This is a genomic window from Methanosalsum zhilinae DSM 4017 (genome assembly GCF_000217995.1).
In the GTDB taxonomy this organism is placed as follows: Archaea; Halobacteriota; Methanosarcinia; order Methanosarcinales; family Methanosarcinaceae; genus Methanosalsum; species Methanosalsum zhilinae.
This window is the reverse complement of the sequence record NC_015676.1, coordinates 1,140,666-1,167,322: the sequence shown is the minus strand read 5'-3', so window position 1 is coordinate 1,167,322 and position 26,657 is coordinate 1,140,666. Positions and strand designations below refer to the sequence as shown.

The window sequence follows — 26,657 nt, the reverse complement described above, 5'->3', positions numbered from 1 at the left end:
TAGGGATTTTACTATATTTTCATTAACATAATATAGAATCTATATCATTGTTAGTTAAATTTTAGGGCTTTTAGACATCAATCTAATCTCAATATTTCCTAAATTACATATATTATCTTAACCAATTTAAGTTCATGAAATCCATTTCAACTGATGAATTATTAGAAAACTTGCATAGATACAAAGTCATTGATATTAGATCTGTAGATGCTTATAATGGATGGAAGGAGAATGGGGAAAACAGAGGTGGGCATATAAGAAGTGCAAAATCACTACCTTACAAGTGGGTAAACTACATTGACTGGATCGAGATCGTTAGGAGCAAGGATATTCTCCCACAAGACAAACTTGTAATTTACGGTTATGACTCAGAGAAAGCAGAAGAGGTTGCCAGAATGTTTGAAAAGGCTGGTTATACTGACCTGAACATATACCCTTCTTTTTTCGAGTGGGTAGAAAGGAATCTGCCAATGGACCGACTTGAGAGGTACCGACACTTAGTATCTCCTGATTGGCTGAACCAATTGATAACTACCGACAATGCACCTGAATATGATAATGATAAGTATGTCATATGCCATTGCCATTACAGAAATCCAGTGGATTATGAAAAAGGTCATATTCCAGGCTCGATCCCACTTGATACCAATTCACTCGAATCCGAGGATACATGGAACCGTCGTTCACCAGAAGAACTAAAAGATGCACTTGAAAATGCAGGTATTTCCAGTGAAACAACAGTTATTGTATATGGAAGGTTCTCCTACCCAAAGAACGATGACCCATTTCCAGGCAGTAGCGCGGGTCACCTTGGTGCAATGCGATGTGCATTCATAATGCTTTATGCTGGAGTCAAGGATGTAAGGATCCTTAATGGTGGACTCCAGTCCTGGCTTGATGCAGGTTATAATGTCACAACAGAACCTGCTAAAATAAGTAAAGTATCTTTTGGTGCCAATATTCCTTTAAACCCTAAAATTGCTGTTGATCTTGAGGAAGCAAAGGAGATACTTTCAGACCCTGGCAAAAAACTGGTAAGTGTCAGGAGTTGGAGAGAATATATTGGTGAAGTAAGTGGTTATAACTATATTGAGAAAAAAGGTCGTATCCCGGGATCTGTGTTCGGGGATTGCGGAACTGATGCTTATCACATGGAGAACTACAGGAACCTGGACCACACTATGCGAGAATACCATGAAATTGAAGATAAATGGAAAGAATTAGGTATAACTCCCGAAAAACGCAATGCCTTCTATTGTGGTACTGGATGGAGAGGAAGTGAAGCATTCCTTAACGCTTGGCTCATGGGCTGGGACAATGCAGCGGTCTTTGACGGTGGATGGTTTGAGTGGAGTAATAATGATCTTCCTTTTGAAACAGGTGTGCCAGAAAAATGATCATACAGAATTTTATGCCTGAGATTGGAGAACGTTCAGTTCAAGAAAGACTTTTAACTTGTTTAAGGTCTGAGCCAAAGACATTACCATCTGTGTTCTTCTATGACCAGAAAGGTTCGGAACTGTTCGAACAAATAACAAAACTTGAAGAATATTATTTACCTGACATTGAGATCCCACTTTTAAGATCGACTGCTAAAAAAGTTAATTCTGAACTGAAGAACTGTAACCTTGTAGAACTCGGGAGTGGTGACTGTTCTAAGATTTCAGTGTTCCTTGATGCAGTTCCAAAAGACATTCGTGAAACCATCATTTATTATCCAATAGATGTTTCCAAGGATGCTATGGAAAAATCTGGTCATATTCTACAGAACAGATTCCCTGAGATAGGTATTCATGGAATTAATGCCGATTTCCTTGAAAGTATGGATTTAATACCTGGAGATAGGAACAGGTTCTTCTGTTTTTTCGGGAGTACAATAGGTAATCTTACTCGTGCTAAGACTACTGAATTCATGAAACGGCTTGGACAAGTCATGAATGAAAATGATAGGCTTCTTCTCGGAGTTGATATGGTGAAAGATATCAATGTACTTGAGAGAGCATATAATGATAGTCTGGGTATTACTGCGGAGTTTAATAAGAATATTTTAAAGGTCGCAAACAATCATATAGGAACTGACTTTGATCCAGATGATTTTGAACATGTTGCTTTTTTCAACAAAGAATTTTCACGAATCGAGATGCACTTGAAAGCAAAAAGGGATCTAGTAGTTAAAAGTGATTTGTTTAAGGAACGTATTATCTTCAAGAAAGGGGATACCATTCATACAGAAAATTCACATAAGTATACTGTACAGCACATCTATGATATGGCAGATACTGCTGGTCTTTTTGTATCTGATATTTATTCTGATGATAAAAAATGGTTCTCACTTGTTGAAATGGTGAAAGAATGATTGATCTTAGAGATGATTTTCCTATACTTAAAAATAAGATATATGGTCAGAGATTAGTATACCTTGATAATGCAGCTACAAGCCAAAAACCCAGTTCTGTGATCGATGCCATTTCTGACTTTTACAAATATGATAACAGTAATATTCACAGAGGTGTACACTACCTTAGTGAGCTATCAAGTGATCGGTATGAAGAGGCAAGGAAGAAGATAAGTACATTCATTGGCAGCAGTGATCCAAGTGAAATTAGATTTACTGCAGGTACAACCGATTCGATCAATCAGGTCGCATTTTCACTGAAATCAACTTTGATGGGGAATGAGGTACTCATAAGTGGAATGGAACACCATTCAAATATTGTTCCATGGCAGCTAGCAGAGGCTAAGATCAAAACCATACCTATGGATGAAGATTGTAATTTGTTACTGGACTCCATAGAGATCACGGATAAAACCAAGCTAATAGCCATCTCTCATGTCTCCAATGTACTTGGAACCGTGAACGATATTAAGAGAATAACTGAAATTGCAAAAGAACACGACATTCCTGTCCTGGTAGATGCAGCCCAATCGATACAACATTTACCTATTGACGTTGAAAAAATTGGATGTGATTTTCTGGCTGCTTCTGGACATAAGATGTACGCATCATCAGGTATTGGGGTTCTTTATACCAACAATAGGTACAGTGATATTATGCCTGCAAGAGGTGGTGGTGGTATGGTCGATAAAGTGACCTTTGAGGGGTCAACGTACCTTTCTCCTCCTTTAAGGTACGAGGCAGGAACACCTAATATTTCGGGTGCCATAAGTGTTAATTCAGCAATTGATTATATGCAGGATATTGGTCTTGATAAGATCAGGAAACACGAACATGATGTATATTCCTATGCAAAGGAAAGATTGCTTGATACCGATGGCATTACTGTTTACGGGAATAACGAAGATATGTGTGGTTCAATATCATTCAACATTGAAAATATCCACCATTATGACTTAGGCCTTATACTGGATAAGATGGGAGTTGCTGTCAGAACAGGTCATCATTGTGCACAGCCATTGATGAAATTCCTTGGCACTGAAGGTACCGTGAGAGCAAGTTTTGCATTGTATAACACAAAGGATGATGTCGATATTCTCATGGATAGTATAGAAAAAGCAAGGATGATGTTTTCATGAGCGACCATATCCAGGATGAGATCATCGAGCAGTTCCATGGACTTGAATGGCTTGAAAAATATGAGTTACTCATCTCCTTTGCCAGAGAACTTGAACCAATGGATGAGCAGTTCAGGACAGAAGAATACGCAATCAGTGGTTGCCAGTCCAAGGTTTGGATACGAACCTATATAGAAAATGGTAAACTCATAATTCATCTTGATAGTGAGGCTATGATTACAAAAGGTATAATCTATCTATTAATGAAAGTTATGAATAACCGATCTCCTCAGGAAATTGTAGACCTTGACCTATACTTTATCGAAGAAACCGGGCTGAAATCGAACCTATCCCCAGCAAGGGCTGATGGGCTGGCTTCCATCATCAAGAGAATACGTGAAGTGGCAGAAACGGAAATTAATTAGAAATATTCTGCATATGTCTTTACCTAATTTTCGTATTATACCAACTCACATATTTCTTTATAGTCACAGAATAGACAATTAGGATTCCCGCCATTCTCCAACTCTTTCAATTGAGCCAATAGTACCAATGATTCAAGTGTGTGCCTGAAATGACCCTGTTTTGTATACATATTAACAAGATTCTCTTGTTCTACCATTTTTCTCTTTAAAGGTGAGTTTGTTTCAGGTCCAAGTTCTTCTACCACTGGCTCGGCTTCTATCAACTCTATAAGTGGATTCTTTATTTCTTCCAAGAATGTACCCAATTTCTTCTATACTTTTTCCTGAATTAAATAAATTTACAAATTTAGTTTCTTCGTTTTCGTCCCATTTCATATATGCTCGTGGTGAGCTTTTTTTGATTTCTTTCTTGGTGAAAGAGATTTACTTATTAGCTGAACTCTCAACATTATAATTAAAACTCTTCACGTCTTCACCTGGACTAATCATATCAGAATAACATGATAACAACTGATCAAAAATAGGTCCTTTTTATTTAATATCAAAAAAAGTATGTCTAACTATCAATAGTATAATAAAATAATCAGCTGGTATATTTATTCGTATCGGGATTTTAGAATTTTGGTTGGATTATCAAATTATCAAATGCATCACATTTATAGTATTGTAGCACCCTGTTATAATATATTGAAACCAGCTTTTTGAGTCTGGAAAATGAGTGGTGGACATAAATATGATTAATGATCACTGGAGAGATCTTCCGGCAGGCCCGGAAGTCCCGGAAATTGTATATGCTGTAGTAGAAATTCCAATGGGAAGCAGGAATAAAATAGAGTATTCAAAAGAGTATGGCACATATATACTCAATAGAGTTCTCTACAGTCCAATGCACTATCCCGGAGAATATGGATTTATTCCTCGAACAATGTATGATGATGGCGATCCCATGGACATAATTGTGCTCATGGATGAGAGGACATTTACTGGCTGTGTCATAGAAGCACGACCCGTGGGTCTGTTGATGATGACGGATTCCAATGAAAAGGATGATAAAATCTTGGCAGTGCCTGCCAGGAATCACCGTTACAATCATATAAGAGAGCTATCCGATGTGCCGGAGCCCATATTAAATGAGATCCAGCACTTCTTCAGAAGATATAAGGACCTTGAAATCGGAAAACACGTTTCTGTGAAAGGATGGGATACAAAGGATGCAGCGGTTGAGGCAATTGACCACTCTGTACAACTCTATAACGAAAATTTCAGAGATGCAATAGCTGCGAATGCTCCTGAACCTAAAGAATAATTTATTACTCTGGATTGCAATAATTAATATGGTGAACATTATGGAAAATAGCAAATATAGCAGCAAGAGTCGAGAAAAAATATGGATTCCATTAATTGCAATTGCAGTTATTTCACTCCTTGTCCTATTTGCAGGATGTCTGGACAATGAAATAGACGATATAATCCCGGATGAGGAGCTATCTCCTGAAGCAGTCATTAATCTACCAAAAAAGAGCTTTGACCAATATGAAAATATAGAGTTTGAAATACAGAATACCGGTGATACTCAGTTAACTTTCAGTAGAGTATTTGATGTAGACTACTATAACGAAGATGCTGAGGAATGGGAGTCGGTAGAACTTGATCTGGTATGGCCTATGGATATGATTTTCCTTAATCCAGGAGAGAGCTTTACTCAGAGCTTTAATCCGGCAGATAACTTTGTCGATGAGGTAAAAGGTGGAGAATATCGCATTAACAAGCAGATAACATGTGTTGAAACTGATGAGGTCCTGGAGTTGGAGAAGAACTTCTGGATTGAAATCTCAGATGAAAGTGAATAACCTGATGGCTGTTTGAGGCATATTTTAAGTCTAGTATCAGGTTTTATCTTCAGGGTTTGGGATAAATATGGTTTACCCATACCTCTGATTTATTTAAGATCTTTTCTGATGCATGCTCATTTATTTTTCTAATTATTATTTACTACCCTTTCTATTTATATAATGGTAGATTTTAATTATAGATTGAGTGGTGGTCAGGTGCAATTAAATCTATGATATTTGCAACTAACAGAAATTTCCATTTTGAAATGAAAAGGAAAATAATCAGAATAGTGACCCTTTAATTATGTTCATGAAATTTTGAACGCAATAGCAAAATCCAGGCCTGAAGGTAATTTATAATTGTTCATGAAATCATGATCACTCCTGCAAAGCTTCTAACAAATATAGGTGCAGATTTTAAAATCATGAAAAGGTAACATAAAATTCCTGGACTATTCCAGTGGAGGTTGAACATGACCCGGCATATAGTTCTTGGCAATCAATCATTACTGATAAATATAGATCGGTGGCTACAGGTAAGGGATATCTATTTTCCTCAGGTTGGGCAGGAGAATCACCTGTCAGGGCATGCTCAGAGAATAGGGGTATATGCTGACGGAAATATATCCTGGATCAATGAGTCGGAGTGGGAAAGAAGTCATGGATATCGAAAGGATACTCTTATTTCAGATAACCAGGCCATTAACCACAGAATAGGTATAGAGTTACTTCTGGATGAATGTGTGCATGGTGACATGAATATCTTTTTAAGAAAGATAACTATCAGGAATCTTCATTCTTACACAAGGAATATACGGCTTTTTTTCAATCAGGATTTTCATATTTATGGAACAGGAATTGGTGATACTGCAATTTATCAGATGGATCATAATGTTATAGTTCATTACAAAAATTCAAGATATTTTCTGATAGGTGCGCTGAAATCAAATATAACTGAAAAGATGACCACTGATATTGATGATTTTTCTGTTGGACAGGCTGAAGGAGAATTTTTTGAAGGGACATTTAAAGACGCTGAGGATGGAATTCTGTCCAAAAATCCTGTAGCTCAGGGTACTGTTGATTCTACTATAGGATTACATATAGAAATACCCGGCAGATCAGAGAAAGTTGTATACTATTACATAACTGCAGGAAAAAATTTTCAGGAGATATATAAGCTAAATGATCAAGTGATAGAAAATGGACCTGAGACAATTATTGAAGAAACGGAAAGGAATAACAAACTATGGATAAGTAATGTATCAGTGGATCTGTCAGGCATTGATACCCGGATAGCTGAGATGTACAGAAGATCTCTTTTTGTGATCAAAACACAGACTGACAGAGAAGGAGCTATAATTGCAGCAAATGATTCTGATAATCTTCAATATAACAGGGATACATATAGTTATATGTGGGCAAGAGATGGAGCACTTACGGCAGCTGGCATGATAAATGCAGGCTTTCCAGAGTTTGGCCGCCCATTTTTTACATTTTGTAAAGATGTGCTATGGTGGGCAGGCTGCATGCTTCATAAGTACAATCCAGACGGGACTCTTGGAAGCAGCTGGCATCCGTGGGTGGAATTTGGAAGACCTTCACTCCCGGTACAGGAAGATGAAACTGCACTGGTACTTTATGCTCTCTGGAAATATTATGAAAACACAGGTGATAGGGAATTTATAATAGAACTTTATGAACCATTGATAAAAAAGGCAGCTTTTTTTCTCAATAGTTATCGCTACCCAAACGAAATGCCTCGTGAAAGTTATGATCTATGGGAGGAGAGAAGAGGTATTTTTACTTTTACCTGCGCTGCAGTTTATGCAGGCCTTATAGCCGGCGAGAAGCTGGGTGACCTTCTCGATGATGAAGAAGTTTGTTCATTGTGCAGGACTACTTACCAGGAACTGAAAAGGTCCATAGTTGATGAACTATTTGATCGTGATAATGAGGTATTTTTCAGGGGTATCAATTTTAGATGTGGTGATCTTGATCAGAAGGTTGTTGACAGGACTGTAGATAGCAGTGTGTATGCAATATTTGATTTTGGTGTCCTTCCGGCTGATGATATAAGAGTCGAAAATACGATGAGACGAGTGGAGAATAAACTCCGAGTGGGTACAAACGGTGGCATAGCACGCTATGAAAATGACAATTATCACCGGCAGAGCGATCAATACCCCGGCAATCCATGGATCATATGTACTCTCTGGCTTGCAAAATGGTATATTGCAAAAGCTAAAAGTGGAGATGAACTTGAAAAGCCACTTGAACTTATTAACTGGGTTGTGAATTGTTCCCTTGAAACAGGTATTATGCCGGAGCAGGTTCATCCCTTCACATATGAATCCCTGTCAGTGGCTCCACTTACATGGAGCCATGCAGAATTTGTGGATACCGTTACAAAATATATTGAAAAAAGACAGTTATTATCATTGAAGTAAAGCAACAATAAAAATATGGACGTGATATTAAATGAGTGAAGAAAGCCTTTCTAAAAAAAATAAAAACCATGGTGAATTTGAGTGTGAAGTGTGCAAAATGACGTTCCCTACAAAGGAAGAATATGAAAAACATATGGCAAAAGAGCACAGACATTGATTGATTGATTGATTTACATAGCTGGCTAATTGAACGCCATTTCAATTGTAATAGATCTCATATTGCTGTTTGGATTTAATGTACTGCAATACATCTGAAAAGTTGTGCTCTGTACAGACTACCAGTATTGGACCAAAAAAAGATTTTCTATGAACCATGATCATTTTTTTATTGCTGTAGACACTGATCTTTCTGATCTCAGACCATCTGATCATTTCAGATTCGCGGGTTTTGCTTATTAGACCTGCACCTGTAGCTGTAGCACCAGCAGATTTTGATCCGGATAAAAAACCAAATATTCCGCCTAATATGGTCATATTGTTAACTCTTTTAGAAGCAGTTCCCGATTGAGTAGATATTCCTTTTCCACCGATCCTGAATTCAGTTTCAAAGCCGCCTTTTAATATAAAATTGAGGAAATAGACAACAAACAGTAAGAACAAGAATAAAAAGATAAGGATTCCAGAGAAGATAAGTAATAGTTCTCCAAAAGCACCTCGTTCAATCACTAAAACTACTATAAATGTGAATGTTACAGCTATCAGGATTATTAAAAATAGCTGTTTTAGTACAATTGAATCTGACAGTGGCACTTTTTCAGTCCACTCAAAGATACTTTCATCGGTCTTTGACATTGGATGTTAGTTTTTACTATAATAAAGTAAAGTTTGTGAATATTAACAAACTTCAGTTACTTTGACAATTAAAATTCTAATCTGCTATTTTATCTGATAGATATTAATCTATTTTCCTGTAAAACGTCTCTCCTTTTACTTTTTGAATGGTATCTCCAATTTGCCAGCCGTTCTGGGAGACTAATTTTTTCTTCTTACCATTACTTAGCCTTAAATGAGCATATGTGTGAGTACCGACAACATGTCCTTCATCATCATAGTTATCTTCGTTCTTAATATCAACAATTTGGCCAATCCACTCTTCGTTTTTGAGTTTGCGTTGATAATAGACTCCGGCAATCCATACAATAACAAATATTGCTGCTACTCCAAGAGCTGTAGAGAGTTCCCCGGTATATAAAAACATACCCACTATCACAGCAAATAGAATAATGAGATATATAATTGCACTAAATATCATTTTGTCTCTCCTTAAAATTAATATAATAACGAATAGTATTTAAAAATCTGACTAAATAATATATATAAGTTCCTATTTTGTAATTGCTAATTTTTTAAGAAACAATTCCAATAACTACCTTTGTAAGTTTGTTTTTGATTCAAATTTTTACATTATGTTATAATAATTAACTATATATTGCTATATTTTCATCTCATTAATGGTGGTAAATGTGTCTTCAAAAAAAATTATGGGAGTTTCAGGGTCCCCTCTAAAGAACAGCAATACAGATCGTGCTCTAAAAACGGCTCTGGAGGCAACAGGTCTGGATTATGAAATGATTAGCCTAAGAGATTATAAGGTTGCTCCATGCCTTGCATGCCTGAGGTGTGTGGATACGAATGTCTGTGTAATCAAAGATGATGGAATAGAACTGACTGAAAAGGCAAAGAATGCAGATGCTTTAATAATTGCAGGCTATACCCCATACTCTTCACTGGATTCGCGTACCAAGGCTTTTATTGAAAGGCTCTATCCACTTCGCCACAAGTACGGATTCATGCGCGGTAAACCGGGAGGGGCCATAGTCACACATGCGATACCTGATGGATCAGAGATGCTCCCGCCTGCAGGAGATTGTGGCTTGAATTCTATATATTATTATATGATGGAAGAAGGGATGGAACCTGCTGGCGGAGTGAAAGTCCAGGGCAATGTTCCATGTGTAAGATGCGGTTATGGGGATGATTGTGAGACGAGTGGCCTTTCCATGATATTTGGTCCAGAGGCTACAGTTGAATCCGTGGGAATCAATGATTTTGAAGAACAGCCTCAAGCTGTAGAAGCTGCAAAAGAGATGGGTCGAAATATCGCTAAAAAGCTAAGATATCAGGAAAGAGCTGGTGACATCGATAGCTAAATGCAGTGCAGTATTAGATACCCATCAATAATGAAAGGGAGTTATTGGATAATACTTGAATCCTGTACAACTCCTGTATTTATTGTACAGAACAGTTATTTTTTATTCTTCAATATATTTTCATTGATTTTACTTCCATAAATTCCAGCATTCCAATACGAGACAGTTCCCTGCCAACACCGCTTTTTTTCATGCCTCCAAAGGGAAGTCTTGGATCAGATGACACTATGCTGTTGATGGCAATAACACCAGCTTCTACCTGTTTTGCTACCCGCATGCTTCTATTCTGATCTCTACTCCAAATACTGGCTCCCAGCCCAAACTCGGTATTGTTGGCAATTTTTATGGCTTCATTATCGTCTTTGAAGGTTATAATCGGAGCTACAGGTCCGAATGTCTCTTCAGTAACAACAGGAGCTTCTCTGTTGATTTTATTGAGTACTGTAGGGAGGTAAAAGAAGCCATCTTCATCTGTCATACCTCCTTCCAGCAAAACATTAGCTCCCTTTCTAAGACTCTCAGTTACCTGTTTATCCAGGATCTGCCTCTGTTTTTCACTTGACATTGGTCCAATATCGGTATCTGAATCCATTGGATCGCCTATTTTCATGTCATCAATATTTTTCAGGAAAAGTTCTGTAAAATCATCCATAACATTTTCATTGATTAACAGGCGCTTGGCTGCGATACAGCTCTGGCCGCAGTTCTGGAATCGACCAGTAACAGCTGCTTTTGCTGCTTCCGGGATATCTGCATCATCCATTACAATAAAGGGATCACTACCACCAAGTTCAAGAATGAACTTTTTTATGCTGCCTCCTGCAGCTTGTGCAACCTTTTCTCCAGCCGGTCTGCTTCCTGTAAAAGAAACTGCATTGATCTCATTTTTTGCGATCAATGACGATGCTGTTTCCCCATTAACAAGGATTGTCTGATAGGTACCTTCCGGAAGGCCTGCTTTTATGAAAATTTTCTCTATCTCCAGGGCGCACATAGGTACACTGCTTGCATGTTTTAGCAATACTGTATTTCCTCCTGCCAGTGCAGGTATTCCAAATCTCAATGCCTGCCAGAAGGGGAAGTTCCATGGCATTATGCTCAGGACAACACCTGCAGGTTCAAAAACATAACAGGAACTTTTTGCATCCGATTCCACAAATTCCGGCTCAAGGAAATTCTCGACGTTTTTTGAAAAATAATCGCATGTCCATGCACATTTTTCGATTTCAGCAATTGATTCTTTTATTGGTTTTCCCATTTCGTTTGTAATGATCTCAGCAAGTTCCTTTTTATTGCCTCTCAAAACTTTAGCTACCTCTTGAATTGAGGAACATCTTTGATCTATGGATTCATTTTTCCAGTCACTGAACGCCTTTCTTGAAATTTTCAGTTTCTCGCTGACAGCCTGGCTGGAATAATGGTCAAATTCTTCATTTAATTCTCCGGTTGCAGGATTTATAGATTTTATTTTCTTCATCTAGCCACTCCCCCTGAAATCATCTAAAATCATGATGTTATAATGTATTTTTCACTAATCAATTATGATATGCAGTCGATTTAAAATTATTGATTAACATGCCAAAAGTAATATTCATAACTCAATTATGCTAAAATCAAAGTTAATCGTAACAGCTAAATGGAATTATCAATAGTACGTTATTTTATTGAGATCATACATTCGCTAATCGAGAATCTTGTAATGAGTAAATCAGTACATCATCAATTATCAGTGTTAACAAAAGTTTTATATGTAATCCAGTCTATAGTTATATGTTTAAAGAGAAAACTTAGATATAGAAGTGAGCGGATGGGGTCTGGGTTGAATTCGGTGACAAGCTGGAATTGTATTTCAGCTTGTCCCTTTTTAAAGGATTAACTTTTGTTTATAGATATTCCTTTAAATACGTTACTAACAGTCAGTTTCTTCAAGCATTTCATTCCACTGTCGGTTAGCTTCTTCCATATACTCCTCATCGCGGATCAGTTTTGAGTGAATTTGATCTTTAGTCTCACCACACACCTGACCATTTTGTACTATCTCTGAACCAGCTTTTTTTAAGTGCTCTCGGTATTGATTGATCTTTTCGATAAGTGAAGGATTTTCGACTGTAGCCTGTAGTGCTTCCCCGCAATCACGATAAATTTCAAGCACAAGATTTTGATTTTCAAAGAATTTTTTGAGCACATCAAAATTATGCTCGCCTGGAAATCCGGAATTTGCAATAAAAAACTGGCGGGGGAAATGCTTAACTCTGCCTTCATGATAGAAACTGCCATCTTCTTTTCTTTGAAGGTGTGGCGTTACCAGCGGTAAAAATCTATCTGTAAAATTCTTTAGCAAACCTGTCATATACATATTATAGACGGGTGTTGCCATTCCGACATAATCCGATTCCAGATAAAGATTGATCAATTCTTTCATATCATCATTCAGGATACAGGACCCTGGAGTTTTTTCCCAGCAACTAAAACAACCAAGGCATTGTTTTATGTCTTTCTCGATCAGGAATACCTGTTCAGTCTGAGCCCCTGCAAGTTCTGCTCCTTCCAGCAGAGATTCTGCTATAACGTTACTATTACTTTTTCTTCCCCTGGGACTTCCATTAAAAATAGTTATTTTCATTATCCATATTCCTCTTTTGAGATTAGTCCTGCTTTAAAGGTTAAAAAAATCTGATTATTCATCAATTATCACTGTAACTACTTAATATCATTTTCTACAATTATCTTCATTTGTGTTTTTATACCAGCTATTGAAATTATTATAGTATTGTGGCTGAAACTTATCTGGTACGAAACTTTATTGGTGTTTCAGTAAAAAATAATGGATATTCATTATTAAATCAGGGGATGATAATAGTAAGTTGTGGCTCTTGTGTTGCTTGCGGACACTGAGTACTTCCTACTATGGGAATATCTGTAATAGATATGCCAGCTTCTTCTAAACGAACCGCAAAACCTGGAACAAAAATTAGATCAGCTTCTGCTGAAGTGAAAATCGGATCTGGAACCGGCTCAGAGCGTAATGTAATATCTCGCAGAGCTTCTTTAATTTGTTCTGCATCTTCTATATCACCCAGATCCAATCCTGTTAAACATGCCTGATAAGATTGTCTTTCAGCATGCAGGGGAAGATAAGAAGGGTTAGTAATTGTAACAGTCCCTACAATATATGTGCTTCGAATATTTGTAGGTTCTACTTCTGTTATAGTGTCTTTAAGTTCAAGTTCATATACCGGCTCCCCCATCAAAGCATCCACAGTGGCTGTCAATACGAATAAACTCATGAATATTATTGAAAGCACTGTTAGATTACGTTGAGTTAGTATATTTCGATCTGTCTGCGAGATATATGCTGCAAAGAGAAATCCAGCTGATAATATGGCCAGTGTAAGAGTGATCATAAGAGCGCCAGTAGTCAGGGAGGTAACACCATACAATAGAGAAGCAATTACTGAAAATGAACATAAAACCACTCCTACATTTTTGATTGCTCTGTCTGCTGTACGATATGTAATTGCAAGAATAAGAGTACCAACAGCTATCAACGCAATGGTTGTTGTAAGTGGTGAACTAAATAAATCAGTTTGCAGAAATGATATTACAGCTCCAATACCTGTAAGTCCACCTATACCTGCCAGTATAGTTCTGATGTTAATATCCATAGTTACAATTATGTTCTTGACGTGAAATAAGTATATTCCTTGATCACAATAAAGATGAACAAAATTTAATTTTTTGCATCACTATTCTGCAGGTAAAAATACGTTCCCCATATTTTATAGCAGAAATACAGATCCTGCTTGAGAATACAAAAAAGAGTCTTACAGAAGTAGGAATATGAGGATTTAATTATTCTGGCAGACACATATATATAGAAATAAATACAGATCTTAGATTAGAAACTAAGATTCTTCACAGAATGTTTATGTGAAAAATTTTAGCATTCTGGAGTATACAAAAGACTACTTTAAAAAAAGATTTTGCAATATTAGCGAAAATTAGTGAAAACACAAATGTAAAATTTTGTGTATATTAAATATCTTAGATTGAAATCACAATACATTGAAAAAAGGATGGGTTAAAATGAGTGAAACAAGTACTGGACTTAGTGAAAATATAGCTGGCGTTCTGACATATCTTTTAGGGTTTATAACCGGCATAATTTTTCTTTTGATAGAGAAGGAAAATGAATCTGTAAGATTCAATGCAGCACAATCCACCGTTTTATTTGGCGGCCTTTTCATATTGAATATAATACTTTCAATGATTCCAGTTATAGGTGGATTAATATCTACTTTAATAGGACTCGTTAGCTTAGTATTGTGGATTTATCTCATGTATATGGCTTACACCGGCAACTTGATCCGATTGCCTGTAATATCAGAATTTGCAGATAAACTTAATGTATGAACCTTCAAAAATATCTCTGGCTAATGTGACGGGATATATGATTTATTGCTGATCACGTTTGAAGTGTTCTACTTTCAGGGAAAGGATATATCCTTTCTATTTTCATTTTATCTGACATTTAATTGAGCTTACCATTGCTATTTGTTATTTAACTGTTTTACTTATGGTTGCCAGGTTGGTCTTTGCTAAATGAAAGACTCCTAGAACTAAACGATACGTATATATATAAAATAGTTTTATATTTTTAAATTTAAAAAATGGAGATTGTTGAAAGGATGAGATCTAAAATATTTGTGTATACATTTCTTATTTTATTAATTGTTTTTTTGGGTGGATGTATCGGATCCGATAATTCTGAACCATTGAATGAAGGAGATCAGGATAATGAATTCTGGTATTATTTTGAACAGGGAAACATGTATCTGCAAAATGGCCAATATCAGGATGCTATAAATAAGTATAATGAAGCGATTTCTATTGATTCAACAGAGCATCCAGAGGTTTGGGCTTATAGAGGATCGGCTTACTATGCTTTGGGTATGTACTCAGAAGCTGCATTGAATTATGAAAAAGGACTTGAACTTGGCTATGAAGATCTTGAAACCAGAAAATATCACGCATATTCTGTATATGGGACTGCTTTATTCGGTACAGGAAGTTATGAAGATGCTATCAATTTATTTGAAAATGTATTAATAGAAGATCCAGATGATCCATCTATCTGGAGCTATCTTGGCTACTCGTTACATGAAATTGGAAATTATGAAGACGCTATCAGGTCTCTGGAAAAAGCGATTGATTTAAACTCAAATAAACATGATGATTTTAATTCAAATACATATGAAAATTATTACTATATTGGTTCCTCATATTATCATTTAAACGATGAGGAAAGTGCATTGAATTACTTCAATAAAGCGATTGAGATCAATCCCCAGGCTGAGGATGCAGTGGACTTCCGTGATTATCTACTGAATAAATAACGCAAAAATTAAATTTTTCATAGTTTTGTCTACTCCATTTAGGTAGTAGGCAATGAAAATTCTATTTTTTAGAGTTTGTCCTCTCAATGTATAATTGAGGATCATGAGTTAAAATAGTCTTAAATGTTCTAAAAAATGTAGATACATATTAGATCAGTAATAGTAATCAGTAAATAAAATTCCAAAGTTATATTTCTTTTTAAAGCTTCAAATTAGTTAAGTCTTGAGTTTCATTACCTACAAAATAAGTATGCATTAAATGTAGATTACTTTAACTGGAAGGTTGGGATTATTACATCGGGCGAGCTCCTATCACAGATTCTCAGGCCAAGAGGCTGGGCTATTTTTATTGCGGCATTAAATGTAATTTTGCTCTTTTCAGGGGTGATCTGGCCGGACTATCTTGGAATGGTCGTTGCTTCTGTGGGACTAATAACCTTCCTGGGTACATTAATGATAGCTAATACTTTATCTGAAAGCAAGAGAATCGATAAAGGAGAAATGAGAAAAGCCATAACTGCATCTTTTATTGTTGTTTATTTAACAATTTTATCTATACTTACATTAATGGATGATGTTATTACAGATACAGAGTTAACTAAAACCATCATAGGGCATTTCACTTATGTGGTAGGGCTTATTATTGTATTCTACTTCGGGTCACGTGTAGCTGAAGAATACATAGAGAAAGAAAAATTAAATTCTAAAAATGATAAGTAACTAAAATGATTATAGTAAATAGTCAGAATGATTTTTCATTTATCATTGGGAAGTTCTAAAGTGGGAAGAGTAAACAACTTGGATTTATCCGATACTTTAAAAAGAGGGTTAATCTAAATCATCTTTACTTAGTCTGGCTAGGAGGGGTTCATCGGAAATTTCTCGATTCTGTGACCGAAAAAGAAGAGTCTGTCGAACAACCGGCTTTGAAGTAATTGTTGCAGTAATTGGTCTGATGTTTATGTTATGGATAGCAAAAAGAAGGGATTGAATTATCCCTTCACTTTAATTTTCCTTTGTTCTTTTCGATTTCCTCTCTGAGTGCTTTAATGCCCGGTGTAGGAGGAACTTTTTTCGGACAGACTGCCACACATTTATAGACAAGGTCACAGCCCCAAACACCGGACTCTGAATCAACAAAATCCAGTCTTTCCTGTCGGCTGGGATTATCCTCACGTGGATCTAGATGAATACGCCAGGCCTTTGCAAGAGTTGCCGGGCTGAGGTATGTTTCATCCCTGGCAGCAACCGGGCACGCACCGTGACAGCAGGCACACAGGATACAGTTGGTATACTTCTCAATCTTTTCCCGCAAATCAGAATCCATCAGGTTACCACCTTCAGGATGCTTTTCAGGTGAACTTATCCACGGCTTGATAGAATCAACCAGATTGTAGAAGGTGTCCATATCCACAATAAGATCACGAATTACCTCCAGATTGGGTAAAGGCTCAATTAGGATTTCTTCATTTTTTTCTTCGGATTCTGATTTCTGGCCTGCTACAAAAATGTCTCCTGAACCTTCTCTGGTATTTTCTTTTTTAGCAAGATCCACCTGCGTCCTGCAGGCAAGCCGGGGAACCTTGTTGATAAGCATGGCACAGCTGCCACATACAGCACCCCGGCAGGCATACCTGAAACAAAGACTGCCATCTATGTGTTCCTGCACATAAAAGAGGGACTCAAGTACCGTCATTCCCGATGTTTCCTTAATCTCAAAAGTATCGTACCATTCCCCACTTTCATCCTGACGCTTAATTTTCAGGTCAACCATCAGTATTGCCTCCTCTTTGGTTGAAACTGGGTAATAGTCACATCTTTGTATTCCAATTTGGGCTCACCATCCTTCAGATAAGCAAGGGTGTGTTTGAGCCAATTTTTGTCATCCCTTTCCAGGAAATCAGTCCTGTAATGTGCACCCCGACTTTCCTCTCGCACCAGTGCACCTTCAGTTATAACCCGGGCAATATCCAGCATTCCTTTTACTTCCAGTACATTCATCAATTCCATATTGAATGTCTTGATCCTGTTTTTCACGCGGATATCATCACCCCGGTTTTCCAGGGACTTCACATTTGCAAGCCCGTTTTCAAGATCTCCACGGTTACGATAAACACCCACATATTTCTGCATGGTCTGTCTCAATTCATCCTTTATATCGGCAAAACTTTCTCCACCGTCACCCATCATAGAATCAATGTTGGATTTTTCTTCCACAAGATCCTCATTGAGACTATCTTCAGAAGGCATAGCAATGTTTTTCACAGCATTAGCCGCATGTTTCCCTGCTCTTTTTCCAAATACAATTGTATCAAGCAATGAATTGCCTCCTAGACGGTTTGCTCCATGCACACTGATACAAGCGCATTCCCCAATTGCATACAATCCTTCCATGGGAGTCAATCCATCTTTGTTGGAAGAGATGCCACCCATGGAATAATGATGTCCTGGCTGTACGGGTATAGGTTCCTTGATGGGATCAAGTCCAGCAAAATCAATACATATCTGACGGATTCCGCTCAGCCGCTCATTGATCAATTCCTTCCCCAAATGAGTTATATCAAGCTGCACATATCCTCCAGCAAATCCCCGTCCTTCATCTATCTCGGTCTGGATAGAACGTGCAACGACATCTCGGGGGGCCAGTTCCATGGATTGAGGTGCATATTTATCCATGAATCTCTCATGTTCCTTGTTGTAGAGGTAGCCTCCTTCTCCTCTTACACCTTCAGTAATCAAGATATTAGTTCCCCACAAGGTAGTCGGATGGAATTGTACAAATTCCATGTCCTGAATAGGAACTCCGGCGCGATAGGCCAGACTTATTCCAAAACCCGTATTGATAACAGAATTTGTAGAACGCTGATATATACGTCCGTAACCACCGGTTGCGAGTATAACTGCCTTGGCCCTGAAAGCTTCCAGTTCAGAATCAAGCAGATTGAGTGCCACAAAGCCAGTACACCTATTATCATCTGTGGCAAGACGGGTCACCATCCACTCATTGTAAATCCTGACCCTGGTCCTTAATACCTGTTCGTACAGGGTATGCAACAAGTTGTGCCCCGTCCTGTCCCCGGCATAACATGTTCTGGGAAAACCAGCACCTCCGAATGGTCGCTGGGCTATTTTCCCGTCATCAGTACGAGAGAACAATGTCCCCCAATTTTCCATTTCATAAACCCTCTCCGGGGCTTCCTTGCACAGGATTTCGACAGTGTCCTGATCTGCAAGGTAATCACTCCCTTTTACTGTATCATAGGCATGACTATACCAGCTATCATCATGACCTATGGATGCATTTATCCCTCCCTGTGCAGCTACGGAATGGCTACGAATGGGTGGAACCTTAGAGATTACTGCCACGTCAGCACCATGTTTTTTGCACTCAAGAGCTGCCCTGAGGCCAGATAAACCTCCTCCAATCACTATAATATCATGTTCTATCATGTCCTTCTCCCGTCATATTAAGTGGATTCAATAATTCCTCAATTTCATCATTTGAAAGACCCAGTTCCTTTCTTTCTACCACTTCACGTATGGTACTATTTGTTCTGTGTGCCTCGTAGATTATTTCCGCAGCTTTTTCATACCCGATTTTAGGTGCCAGTGAAGTTCCCAGTGCAAGACTGGATTCTGCCAGTTTTGAACAGTGATCCACATTGACAGTTAAACCTTTGAGACAACGTTCATTGAAAGAATAAATTCCCCCTTTCAGAATTGTTATCGAATTGAGAATATTAAAGGCAAGCACGGGTGTAAATACGTTTAATTCACATTGTCCTCCCTGTGCCGCCATCATTATGGCAGTGTCATTGCCTATCACCTGGAAACATACCATATTCAACATCTCAGCCATCACTGGATTGACCTTCCCAGGCATGATAGATGAGCCTGGCTGTACTGTAGGTAGCACGATTTCACCAAAACCTGTGCGTGGACCGCTGGATAAGAGCCTTAGATCATTTGCAAGTTTAATCAGGCTCACAGAGATACCCTTTAAAGCCGATGATACGAACAAAATAGCACCTGCTCCTTGAGTAGCTTCAAAGGTGTTTTCTGTTAGTCTGAAATCAACGCCTGTTATGTGATTCATTTCCTGAATAGCAGCTTCACTGAATCCTTCTGGTTTATTGAGACCAGTTCCTGTGGCCGTACCACCCATATTAAGCTCCTTCAAATCCTCCAATGCACTTTCCAATTGCATTATTCCCAACTCCAGCATCCTTGAATAGCCACTGAATTCCTGACCAACAGTAACGGGCACTGCATCCTGCAGGTGGGTTCTGCCAGGTTTTACTACCTGCATGTACTTTTTGACCTTTGTATCAAGTTCATCCTGCAAACTATTAAGCACAGGCAGGAGTTCATTTGTTATTGTTTCCGTGGCAGCAATATGGATTGCTGTATGAGTTGTATCATTGGAGGACTGGGACATATTAACATGGTCATTGGGATGGATAACATCGTAGCGACCCTTATGGTAACCCAGTATCTCAAGAGCCCTGTTGGCAATAACCTCGTTGGCATTCATATTCTGGGAAGTGCCAGCTCCTGACTGGAAAGCATCTAGTACAAAATTGTCATCAAGTCTCCCATCCCGCACCTCCTGAGCGGCTTTGTAGATTGCCTCGCCAAGCATATAGTCAAGCTTGCCGGCTTTCATGTTGGCTTTTGCAGATGCCATTTTGATAGCAGCCTGTGCCCTAATAAAAGCGGGAGGCAACCTTTGTCCACTTACCCTGAAATTTTTAACAGCACGGGTTGTTTGTGGACCATAATAAACATCATCTGGCACCACAACCTCCCCTTGTGTGTCTTTTTCAACCCTCACTATTGCACCACCTGTAACGGGTATTTATACACCGGCTTTTAGTCATTTCAAACCGGCAATTTCAAAACTCCTTTATAAAAAGAAAATATCTTCAGCAATAAGTGTATCCCTGTTTTGACAGTATCCACTCCTTAATGAAAATACCGTTTTCTCTTTGAAACCCAAATTTTCGTTTTTTGTCAGGAAAACTCATTTGACAGTCTTAACTATTTAACGTCAATTTCTACGATTTCATCTTTTTTGCCTTAAAATCAGTGTATTTATAGCATCAATATTAGCGTGAATGATACCTTACTTCGGTGTTTGGATAAAATCCCCAGTCATGGGACTATAAGCAGATAAGGAGATTATAAATAGATAACCTTCACAATTGTAAATTGGGGAGTTAACCAGAACAAAGGGGAGTAAAAATTGAAACATTTGACAGTAAAATCATGCATGGAAACCGATGACTTACTGGGCAAAGAGTCTCTTCAATTATATGGAAAGCATCATGGTGTTCTTGAAGTGGCAAGCAAAGTCCATCTGGAAAATACCCGGGACTTAAGCATTGTCTATACTCCCGGTGTTGCCGAGCCCTGCAAACGGATCGCTAAAAGCAGTGATGATGTATATAGATATACACTGAAAGAGAACACCGTCGCAATCATAACAGACGGATCGGCCATTCTCGGACTGGGAAATATCGGTGCAGCTGCAGGTTTACCTGTGATGGAAGGTAAAGCAATCATATTCAAGGAACTTGCAGGAATCAATGCATTCCCGATATGTCTTGATACCCAGGACACCGAAGAAATTATTAAAACTGTCAAAAACATTGCTCCGGTTTTCGGAGGAATTAACCTTGAAGACATAAGTGCACCTCGCTGCTTTGAGATTGAAGAGCGGCTAAAAAAGGAATTGTCAATACCTGTAATGCATGACGACCAACATGGAACTGCGATTGTTACAATAGCAGGTCTGTTGAATTCACTAAAACTTACCGGCAAAAAAATCAACGAGATTAAGGTAGTTATATCTGGTGCCGGTGCTGCCGGCATGGCCATTGCTAAAAAACTCATTCATACAGGAGTGAGGCCTGAAAACCTGCTTGTTTGTGACAGAAATGGAATTATCAGCAGAAAACGTACAGAAGGGATGAATCCTAAAAAGAAAGAAATCGCCGAATTTTCAAATCCGGAAGAAATAAAAGGGAGTCTTGCTGAAGCCGTATCCGGATCTGACGTATTTATAGGTGTATCTGTTCCCGAAATAGTTACAGAAAATATGGTCGCTTCCATGAACAATGACGCTATTATCTTTGCAATGGCAAATCCCATACCTGAAATCATGCCACATAAAGCTTTTGAAGCAGGCGCGCGTGTAGTGGCGACCGGAAGATCTGATTGTCCCAACCAGATTAACAATTGTTTGGGATTTCCGGGTATCTTCAAAGGTGCACTGGAAACCAGAGCCACCCAGATCAACCTGGAGATGGAGCTTGCAGCCGCTAATGCCCTTGCAGCAATTGTGGAAGATGATGGTATCAAAGAAGATTACATAATACCTAATCCCCTTGACAAAAGAGTTGTACCTGGTGTGTCAAAGGCTGTTGCAGATGCGGCTATTAAGAGTGGTGTTGCACGTAAAAAATGATGGGATTAAAGGACCGCATCCCTGTATTCAGCAAACATCTGCCTGTCAAGAAGTTCCTGAAACAAAGATCTCACCATCTAAGAAAAGGATTGTTTAGACGTTTATTAGTTGTTCATCAAATCTTAGTTTTGCAGGAGAATGGATTGAGAAGTTTCTGGAAAATAAATTAGAAAAGTTAAGTAATCAGCTATAAAAAAGGAAAGAATTCTACAGAGACAAAAAATATTAAAATTAAATAAAAATATTTATATACATTATTGCAAACATTTGAACAATGTTGGGAAAAGAGCATGTTTCTATATCTGTGGCAACAATTATTCCTTTTATAATCCCGCTAATATTTTCAGGCAATGTTGAATACCCAATTTACTACATTACTTTATTGATTGCAGTAACTATTGGCTCATTAACACCCGATGCTGATTGTGGAGGTAAACCTAAATTATATTATGACTTCAAACTGATCTATGATATCATGCTCCCTTTACAAAAAGCCGTTATTTTCGCTTTTAGAAGTCTCAGTTTAAAGTATGATCTAAATTTAGAGCATGAAGTAAACAATAGGCATAGAGGGATTATGCATGCTCCGATAGGAATATTCCTAAGTTCTTTGATATTAACTCTAATATCTGCTCTTTTTGGTTTCTTTATCTTTCAGGGTATAAACTTAATTATGGTTTTACTCATATTCATAGGATTATTGTTTGGTCAATTTTTACACTTGTTGGAAGATTCATGTACTGTTACAGGAATCAATTGGAAGTTTCCTTTTGGCACAAAGTTGTTAAATGGGAAAATCTATACTTTTTCTAAAATAAAAGGAAAAAAAGACATTAGACCAATGGTTTATCAGCAAGTTTTGTGGATAAATACAATTTTATTGGTTTTTGGATTCTCCTTTGATGTAATAGATTTCAACCAATGGACATTATATCCATTTATTTTTCTTTTTGTTGGTTTAGTGTGGATATTTATTATTATAGCATCAAGAACTGATTATGATTTTTGGTATCAAGATAGGAATAAAATTAATAATTTTAGGAAAGCTACGAGAAATTTAACCAAATAATATTGGTTAATGTGAACTAAAACTTTAAGTTGACAGCACTTAAGTTAAATTCTCATTGTCGATTATTTGAACTTTTTTTAAGATACCTATTACCCCGAAAAATAATGCGGGGGGTGCGATTCGAACGCACGAACTCCTACGAGACAGGGTCCTAAGCCCTGCGCCTTTGACCTGGCTGGGCAACCCCCGCTGTTTGAATAGGTTGTTTTGAAGGCTCAGTGATAAAACATGGCTCTGATATATTAATATTGCGAATATTGTTTTTATTATACTGTGATATGCAATGTTGTCTGGCTATAGTGATCTGTACATCTCAAGGGTTATTTGTCTCTCTTTACTGTGGTCGACCATAGGCAATGGGTAGTTAATTTTTTCCGGCGGTCTTCTGGTTTCCAGATTGTGTATGCTGACAGGGTCAAGTTCATTCAGTTCCTGAACCCATTCTTTGATATAGATGCATTCTGGATCATACTTTTTCTGCTGGCTCCATGGATTAAACATTCTAAAATATGGCTGTGAATCATATCCTGTGGATGCAGCCCATTGCCAGTTTCCGTTATTCACGCAGGGGTCATAATCAACAAGTTTCTGGGCAAAATATTTTTCACCCCATTTCCAGTCAATATGAAGGTCTTTTACCAGAAATGAGGCAGTAATCATTCTTATCCTGTTGTGCATATATCCGGTAATATTGAGCTGGCGCATACCTGCATCAATGATGGGAAAGCCTGTATTTCCAGCACACCAGCGACTGAGTGCCTCGTTATCTGAACTCCATTCTATATTCTCAAATTTTTCCCTGAGGGACTTTCCAAAAACAAAAGAATTATGATAGGCAGCATGTGTAAAAAAATCCCGCCAGTACAGCTGGCCAATAAGAGGGTGATCAGGTCCAAGTTCTGATGCAATAGAATGATATACTTCCCTTATTGAAACAGTTCCAAACTTATTGTGTGCTGATAAGCGGGTTGTCTCCTTGGAGGGATAATTCCTATCCATTTCATAATCTGCAAATTTTGACAGATCTGCAAGTATCGCCAGTGCATTATCCCTGCCACCTCCCACAGAAGAATGAAATCCGTATTCATGCTCCATTTTGGGGAGTAGATCATCTTTATCAGTACTCAGACCCGAAGTGTAATAATTATTTTGATGAACGGCTTCAGGAATATGAACTGCGACCTTTGAGGCTTTCCTGAAGAATGGAGTGTACACAGAATAGGGCTTTCCCTGATCTGTACTTATTTCATCAGGACTGGTCAAAAGCAGATCATGGAAATCTATAAAATCCATGCCATATTCGGTGGATATCTGTTTTATGGCTGAATCACGCTTTTTGCTGAATGGTGTGTAATCCTTATTCAAAAACACTGCTTCAGGATCAACTTCATGCTTCAGGTTACGGATAACATCTGTACTATCTCCGTAAAATAGGTATAAATGTGAATTTCTCTTATCGAACTGCTGTTTCAGATCCCTGAGTGATTCTATCATAAACTGAAAAGCACTTTTGCTGAAGTATTCATTGTTCTTTATCTGTGCCGGATCAAAAATAAAGCAGGGAATTACTGCATCTGACTGTTCAAGAGCATTGATCAATGCAGTATTATCATCAATGCGAAGGTCTCTTCGAAAAATGAATAATGATATATAATAATCTGATCTCATGAATTAATTTATTGTGACATCTATACTATTAAGCAATGGGTTTTGTGTGCACATGATAAGCAACAGAATTTATAATAGTCAGTATGATTGATGCTTAAAGTGTCAGATATCAATTCATAGATCAGATAAAAACCCAGATCAAAATATGAGATCAGAAAAGTTGTTATTAGAATTAAATGGTGCGTCGACCGGGATTCGAACCCGGGTTTAGGGCTTGGAAGGCCCCAGTCATAGCCACTAGACCATCAACGCACTTTTGTAACACATAGTAGTATTTCTGGAATATAACATTTTCGCTAAAAATGATGATTTTTCTTAAATATCTATTTTCAATAGCCTCAATTATACATGTACTCGAAATGAAATATTTTCATTCGAAGCATCAATACACCCAGCCACCGACTTCTCTGCATAAACACTTATATAGAGGCAGTAACAACTTTCAGGCACATGGAGATCGTTGCTGATATTGGAGGAAGTCCTGGTATTGACTGTCAGGGTTTTTGTAAATACTGCTATTTTAAGAATGTAAAGGATGTCTCTCCTTTTGGCTGTAAGAACTGTTTCCCATTCCAAAAGGGCTGTGATTATTGTACAAGAAGTGTCAGGGAATCATACTCTGGATTCAACCATCCCCAATATGTGATTCAGCAGGTCAACCAGAAGGCTCACTTTGGTCCTGATAACATTGATAAGATCACAATAAGTGGAGGAGGCGATGTAAGTTGTTATCCTGGCCTGATTGAACTGGTAAATCATCTATCAAATTATAATGCACCAATACATCTGGGATACACAAGTGGAAAAGGTTTTACCAGGGGAGATGAAGCCGGGATTCTCCTTGAAAACGGGGTTAAGGAAGTATCTTATACCGTTTTTTCTACAGATCCTGATATTCGGAAAGAATATATGAATGATCAATACCCAGATGTTTCACTCAGAGCACTGCGTGAATTTTGCAGTAATTGCGATGTTTATGCTGCAATTGTTGTAATACCGGGTGTAAATGATGGAGTGGTTCTTGAAAATACTCTAAATGATCTGGAAGATATGGGTGCAAAGGGAGCTATACTGATGCGTTTTGCCAACTCATCTGAACAGGGCCTTATACTTGGTAATTCACCCCTGCTTCCCGGAATTTATCCACATACCATTAATGAATTTATTGATCTTGTGCATGAATGCAATGAAAAACATAGCATTAGAATTTCTGCAACACCGCTCGAAGATCCGGTCACAGGATCGCCCTTTGCAATAAGAAATAATGCTGATGCTCTTGCAAGGTTGCCGGCTGTAACTAAAGAGGCCACTGTTATAAGTGGATGTGTAGGTGCTCCGCGCCTGAATCAGATATTTGAGAGTCTTGGAGGTTCTGTGAATGTTGTTCCAGTGCCAAAAGATATTGGCTGTCTGATTACGATTGATGATTTCAAAAATATTGATCTATCTCAGATCAGAGAAACTGTTATAATTCCTGGTCGCTCCTTTGTTCATGATCCTGAAGTAAAAGAAGTTCTCTGCAGTGATGGTGTAGATCGACTGGTTAGAAGAGGACCGGATACCCTTACTTATGATGGTGAGATGTCGATCAGTATGAGCCTGGATGAGGTTCTTGAGTTTGAAATTGAACAACTTACTGAACTCATCGAGCAAATCAATGCTATAGGTACATAATAGAGGTACCT

Annotated in this window: 25 protein-coding genes and 2 tRNA genes; 15 read left to right on the top strand and 12 right to left on the bottom strand. The window is 38.0% G+C overall.

Annotated features, from left to right (window positions below; genetic code table 11):
* The first annotated feature begins 134 nt into the window (after positions 1–134).
* From MZHIL_RS05415 to MZHIL_RS05400, 4 genes are read left to right on the top strand one after another with little or no spacing between them, the layout of a single operon-like run.
* A complete protein-coding gene (locus MZHIL_RS05415) occupies positions 135–1,397 on the top strand; it encodes a rhodanese-like domain-containing protein (RefSeq protein WP_013898363.1) in 1,263 nt (420 codons plus the stop codon).
* Entirely contained in the window at positions 1,394–2,356 is a 963-nt protein-coding gene (gene egtD / locus MZHIL_RS05410; protein WP_013898362.1) for an L-histidine N(alpha)-methyltransferase, read from the top strand. Before MZHIL_RS05415 ends, egtD begins: the two co-directional genes overlap by 4 nt.
* Complete coding sequence (locus tag MZHIL_RS05405; RefSeq protein WP_013898361.1) at positions 2,353–3,534, top strand: aminotransferase class V-fold PLP-dependent enzyme; 1,182 nt, start codon at positions 2,353–2,355, stop codon at positions 3,532–3,534. Before egtD ends, MZHIL_RS05405 begins: the two co-directional genes overlap by 4 nt.
* Positions 3,531–3,938: a SufE family protein gene (locus tag MZHIL_RS05400; protein WP_013898360.1), complete on the top strand. Its 408-nt coding sequence runs from the start codon at positions 3,531–3,533 to the stop codon at positions 3,936–3,938. Before MZHIL_RS05405 ends, MZHIL_RS05400 begins: the two co-directional genes overlap by 4 nt.
* Positions 3,939–3,973: 35 nt before the next feature.
* Here MZHIL_RS05400 and MZHIL_RS05395 read toward each other — a convergent pair whose 3' ends face one another.
* Positions 3,974–4,243, bottom strand: coding sequence for a hypothetical protein (locus MZHIL_RS05395; protein WP_048815499.1), 270 nt, complete (start codon positions 4,241–4,243; stop codon positions 3,974–3,976).
* 428 nt (positions 4,244–4,671) lie between these two features.
* On the opposite strand from MZHIL_RS05395, the gene MZHIL_RS05390 reads away from it, so the two are divergent.
* The 4 genes from MZHIL_RS05390 to MZHIL_RS10530 all read left to right on the top strand — a co-directional run bounded on the left by MZHIL_RS05390 (position 4,672) and on the right by MZHIL_RS10530 (position 8,377).
* On the top strand, positions 4,672–5,244 hold the full coding sequence (locus tag MZHIL_RS05390; protein WP_013898358.1) for an inorganic diphosphatase: 573 nt from the start codon (positions 4,672–4,674) through the stop codon (positions 5,242–5,244).
* 40 nt (positions 5,245–5,284) lie between these two features.
* Entirely contained in the window at positions 5,285–5,788 is a 504-nt protein-coding gene (locus MZHIL_RS05385) for an immunoglobulin-like domain-containing protein (RefSeq protein ID WP_157209640.1), read from the top strand.
* Positions 5,789–6,243: 455 nt separating this feature from the next.
* On the top strand, positions 6,244–8,220 hold the full coding sequence (locus MZHIL_RS05380) for a glycoside hydrolase family 15 protein (RefSeq protein ID WP_013898356.1): 1,977 nt from the start codon (positions 6,244–6,246) through the stop codon (positions 8,218–8,220).
* Positions 8,221–8,251: 31 nt separating this feature from the next.
* Positions 8,252–8,377 carry a C2H2-type zinc finger protein gene (locus MZHIL_RS10530; RefSeq protein ID WP_013898355.1) on the top strand — a complete coding sequence of 42 codons (126 nt, stop codon included), beginning with the start codon at positions 8,252–8,254 and terminating at the stop codon, positions 8,375–8,377.
* 41 nt (positions 8,378–8,418) lie between these two features.
* On the opposite strand, the gene MZHIL_RS05375 is transcribed toward MZHIL_RS10530, so the two are convergent.
* Positions 8,419–9,012, bottom strand: coding sequence for a hypothetical protein (locus tag MZHIL_RS05375; protein WP_013898354.1), 594 nt, complete (start codon positions 9,010–9,012; stop codon positions 8,419–8,421).
* 103 nt (positions 9,013–9,115) lie between these two features.
* Positions 9,116–9,472, bottom strand: coding sequence for a hypothetical protein (locus tag MZHIL_RS05370; protein ID WP_013898353.1), 357 nt, complete (start codon positions 9,470–9,472; stop codon positions 9,116–9,118).
* Positions 9,473–9,683: 211 nt separating this feature from the next.
* Here MZHIL_RS05370 and MZHIL_RS05365 point away from each other — a divergent pair, with 211 nt between their 5' ends.
* Positions 9,684–10,370, top strand: a complete 687-nt coding sequence (locus tag MZHIL_RS05365) for a flavodoxin family protein (RefSeq protein WP_013898352.1) — start codon at positions 9,684–9,686, stop codon at positions 10,368–10,370.
* 109 nt (positions 10,371–10,479) lie between these two features.
* Here the strand turns inward: MZHIL_RS05365 and MZHIL_RS05360 are convergent, their stop codons facing one another.
* The 3 genes from MZHIL_RS05360 to MZHIL_RS05350 all read right to left on the bottom strand — a co-directional run bounded on the left by MZHIL_RS05360 (position 10,480) and on the right by MZHIL_RS05350 (position 14,035).
* Positions 10,480–11,847, bottom strand: a complete 1,368-nt coding sequence (locus tag MZHIL_RS05360; RefSeq protein WP_013898351.1) for an NAD-dependent succinate-semialdehyde dehydrogenase — start codon at positions 11,845–11,847, stop codon at positions 10,480–10,482.
* Between the two features lie 432 nt (positions 11,848–12,279).
* Positions 12,280–12,993 carry a flavodoxin family protein gene (locus MZHIL_RS05355; protein WP_013898350.1) on the bottom strand — a complete coding sequence of 238 codons (714 nt, stop codon included), beginning with the start codon at positions 12,991–12,993 and terminating at the stop codon, positions 12,280–12,282.
* A gap of 220 nt (positions 12,994–13,213) precedes the next feature.
* Complete coding sequence (locus MZHIL_RS05350) at positions 13,214–14,035, bottom strand: hypothetical protein (protein ID WP_013898349.1); 822 nt, start codon at positions 14,033–14,035, stop codon at positions 13,214–13,216.
* A 421-nt stretch (positions 14,036–14,456) separates the two neighbouring features.
* Here MZHIL_RS05350 and MZHIL_RS05345 point away from each other — a divergent pair, with 421 nt between their 5' ends.
* The 3 genes from MZHIL_RS05345 (at position 14,457) to MZHIL_RS05335 (ending at position 16,486) form a co-directional block, all read left to right on the top strand.
* Positions 14,457–14,783 (top strand): DUF4870 domain-containing protein, encoded by a 327-nt coding sequence (locus tag MZHIL_RS05345; RefSeq protein ID WP_013898348.1) that lies wholly within the window; start codon positions 14,457–14,459, stop codon positions 14,781–14,783.
* Positions 14,784–15,058: 275 nt separating this feature from the next.
* Positions 15,059–15,766, top strand: coding sequence for a tetratricopeptide repeat protein (locus tag MZHIL_RS05340; RefSeq protein ID WP_048815496.1), 708 nt, complete (start codon positions 15,059–15,061; stop codon positions 15,764–15,766).
* A 408-nt stretch (positions 15,767–16,174) separates the two neighbouring features.
* On the top strand, positions 16,175–16,486 hold the full coding sequence (locus MZHIL_RS05335) for a hypothetical protein (RefSeq protein WP_013898346.1): 312 nt from the start codon (positions 16,175–16,177) through the stop codon (positions 16,484–16,486).
* A gap of 280 nt (positions 16,487–16,766) precedes the next feature.
* Here MZHIL_RS05335 and MZHIL_RS05330 read toward each other — a convergent pair whose 3' ends face one another.
* Genes MZHIL_RS05330 through MZHIL_RS05320 form a run of 3 tightly spaced genes read right to left on the bottom strand, consistent with a single transcriptional unit; the run spans position 16,767 to position 20,600 of the window.
* Positions 16,767–17,540: a succinate dehydrogenase/fumarate reductase iron-sulfur subunit gene (locus MZHIL_RS05330; RefSeq protein WP_013898345.1), complete on the bottom strand. Its 774-nt coding sequence runs from the start codon at positions 17,538–17,540 to the stop codon at positions 16,767–16,769.
* Positions 17,540–19,216: an FAD-dependent oxidoreductase gene (locus tag MZHIL_RS05325; protein WP_013898344.1), complete on the bottom strand. Its 1,677-nt coding sequence runs from the start codon at positions 19,214–19,216 to the stop codon at positions 17,540–17,542. The genes MZHIL_RS05330 and MZHIL_RS05325 overlap by 1 nt, the downstream gene beginning before the upstream one ends.
* Positions 19,203–20,600 carry a class II fumarate hydratase gene (locus tag MZHIL_RS05320; RefSeq protein WP_013898343.1) on the bottom strand — a complete coding sequence of 466 codons (1,398 nt, stop codon included), beginning with the start codon at positions 20,598–20,600 and terminating at the stop codon, positions 19,203–19,205. The genes MZHIL_RS05325 and MZHIL_RS05320 overlap by 14 nt, the downstream gene beginning before the upstream one ends.
* Before the next feature lie 411 nt (positions 20,601–21,011).
* Between MZHIL_RS05320 and MZHIL_RS05315 the strand changes: the two genes are divergently transcribed.
* Positions 21,012–22,235 (top strand): NAD(P)-dependent malic enzyme, encoded by a 1,224-nt coding sequence (locus MZHIL_RS05315; protein ID WP_013898342.1) that lies wholly within the window; start codon positions 21,012–21,014, stop codon positions 22,233–22,235.
* A 274-nt stretch (positions 22,236–22,509) separates the two neighbouring features.
* The gene (locus tag MZHIL_RS05310; protein ID WP_013898341.1) at positions 22,510–23,304 is read left to right on the top strand and encodes a metal-dependent hydrolase; all 795 of its coding nucleotides are present in this window, start codon (positions 22,510–22,512) and stop codon (positions 23,302–23,304) included.
* A 105-nt stretch (positions 23,305–23,409) separates the two neighbouring features.
* On the opposite strand, the gene MZHIL_RS05305 is transcribed toward MZHIL_RS05310, so the two are convergent.
* From MZHIL_RS05305 to MZHIL_RS05295, 3 genes are all read right to left on the bottom strand, one after another.
* Positions 23,410–23,494, bottom strand: a tRNA-Leu gene (locus tag MZHIL_RS05305).
* A gap of 104 nt (positions 23,495–23,598) precedes the next feature.
* Positions 23,599–24,972 (bottom strand): cryptochrome/photolyase family protein, encoded by a 1,374-nt coding sequence (locus MZHIL_RS05300; protein ID WP_013898340.1) that lies wholly within the window; start codon positions 24,970–24,972, stop codon positions 23,599–23,601.
* Positions 24,973–25,149: 177 nt separating this feature from the next.
* A tRNA-Gly gene (locus MZHIL_RS05295) sits at positions 25,150–25,224 on the bottom strand.
* Between the two features lie 198 nt (positions 25,225–25,422).
* Here MZHIL_RS05295 and mmp10 point away from each other — a divergent pair.
* On the top strand, positions 25,423–26,646 hold the full coding sequence (gene mmp10, locus MZHIL_RS05290) for a methyl coenzyme M reductase-arginine methyltransferase Mmp10 (RefSeq protein ID WP_013898339.1): 1,224 nt from the start codon (positions 25,423–25,425) through the stop codon (positions 26,644–26,646).
* Positions 26,647–26,657 lie beyond the last annotated feature (11 nt).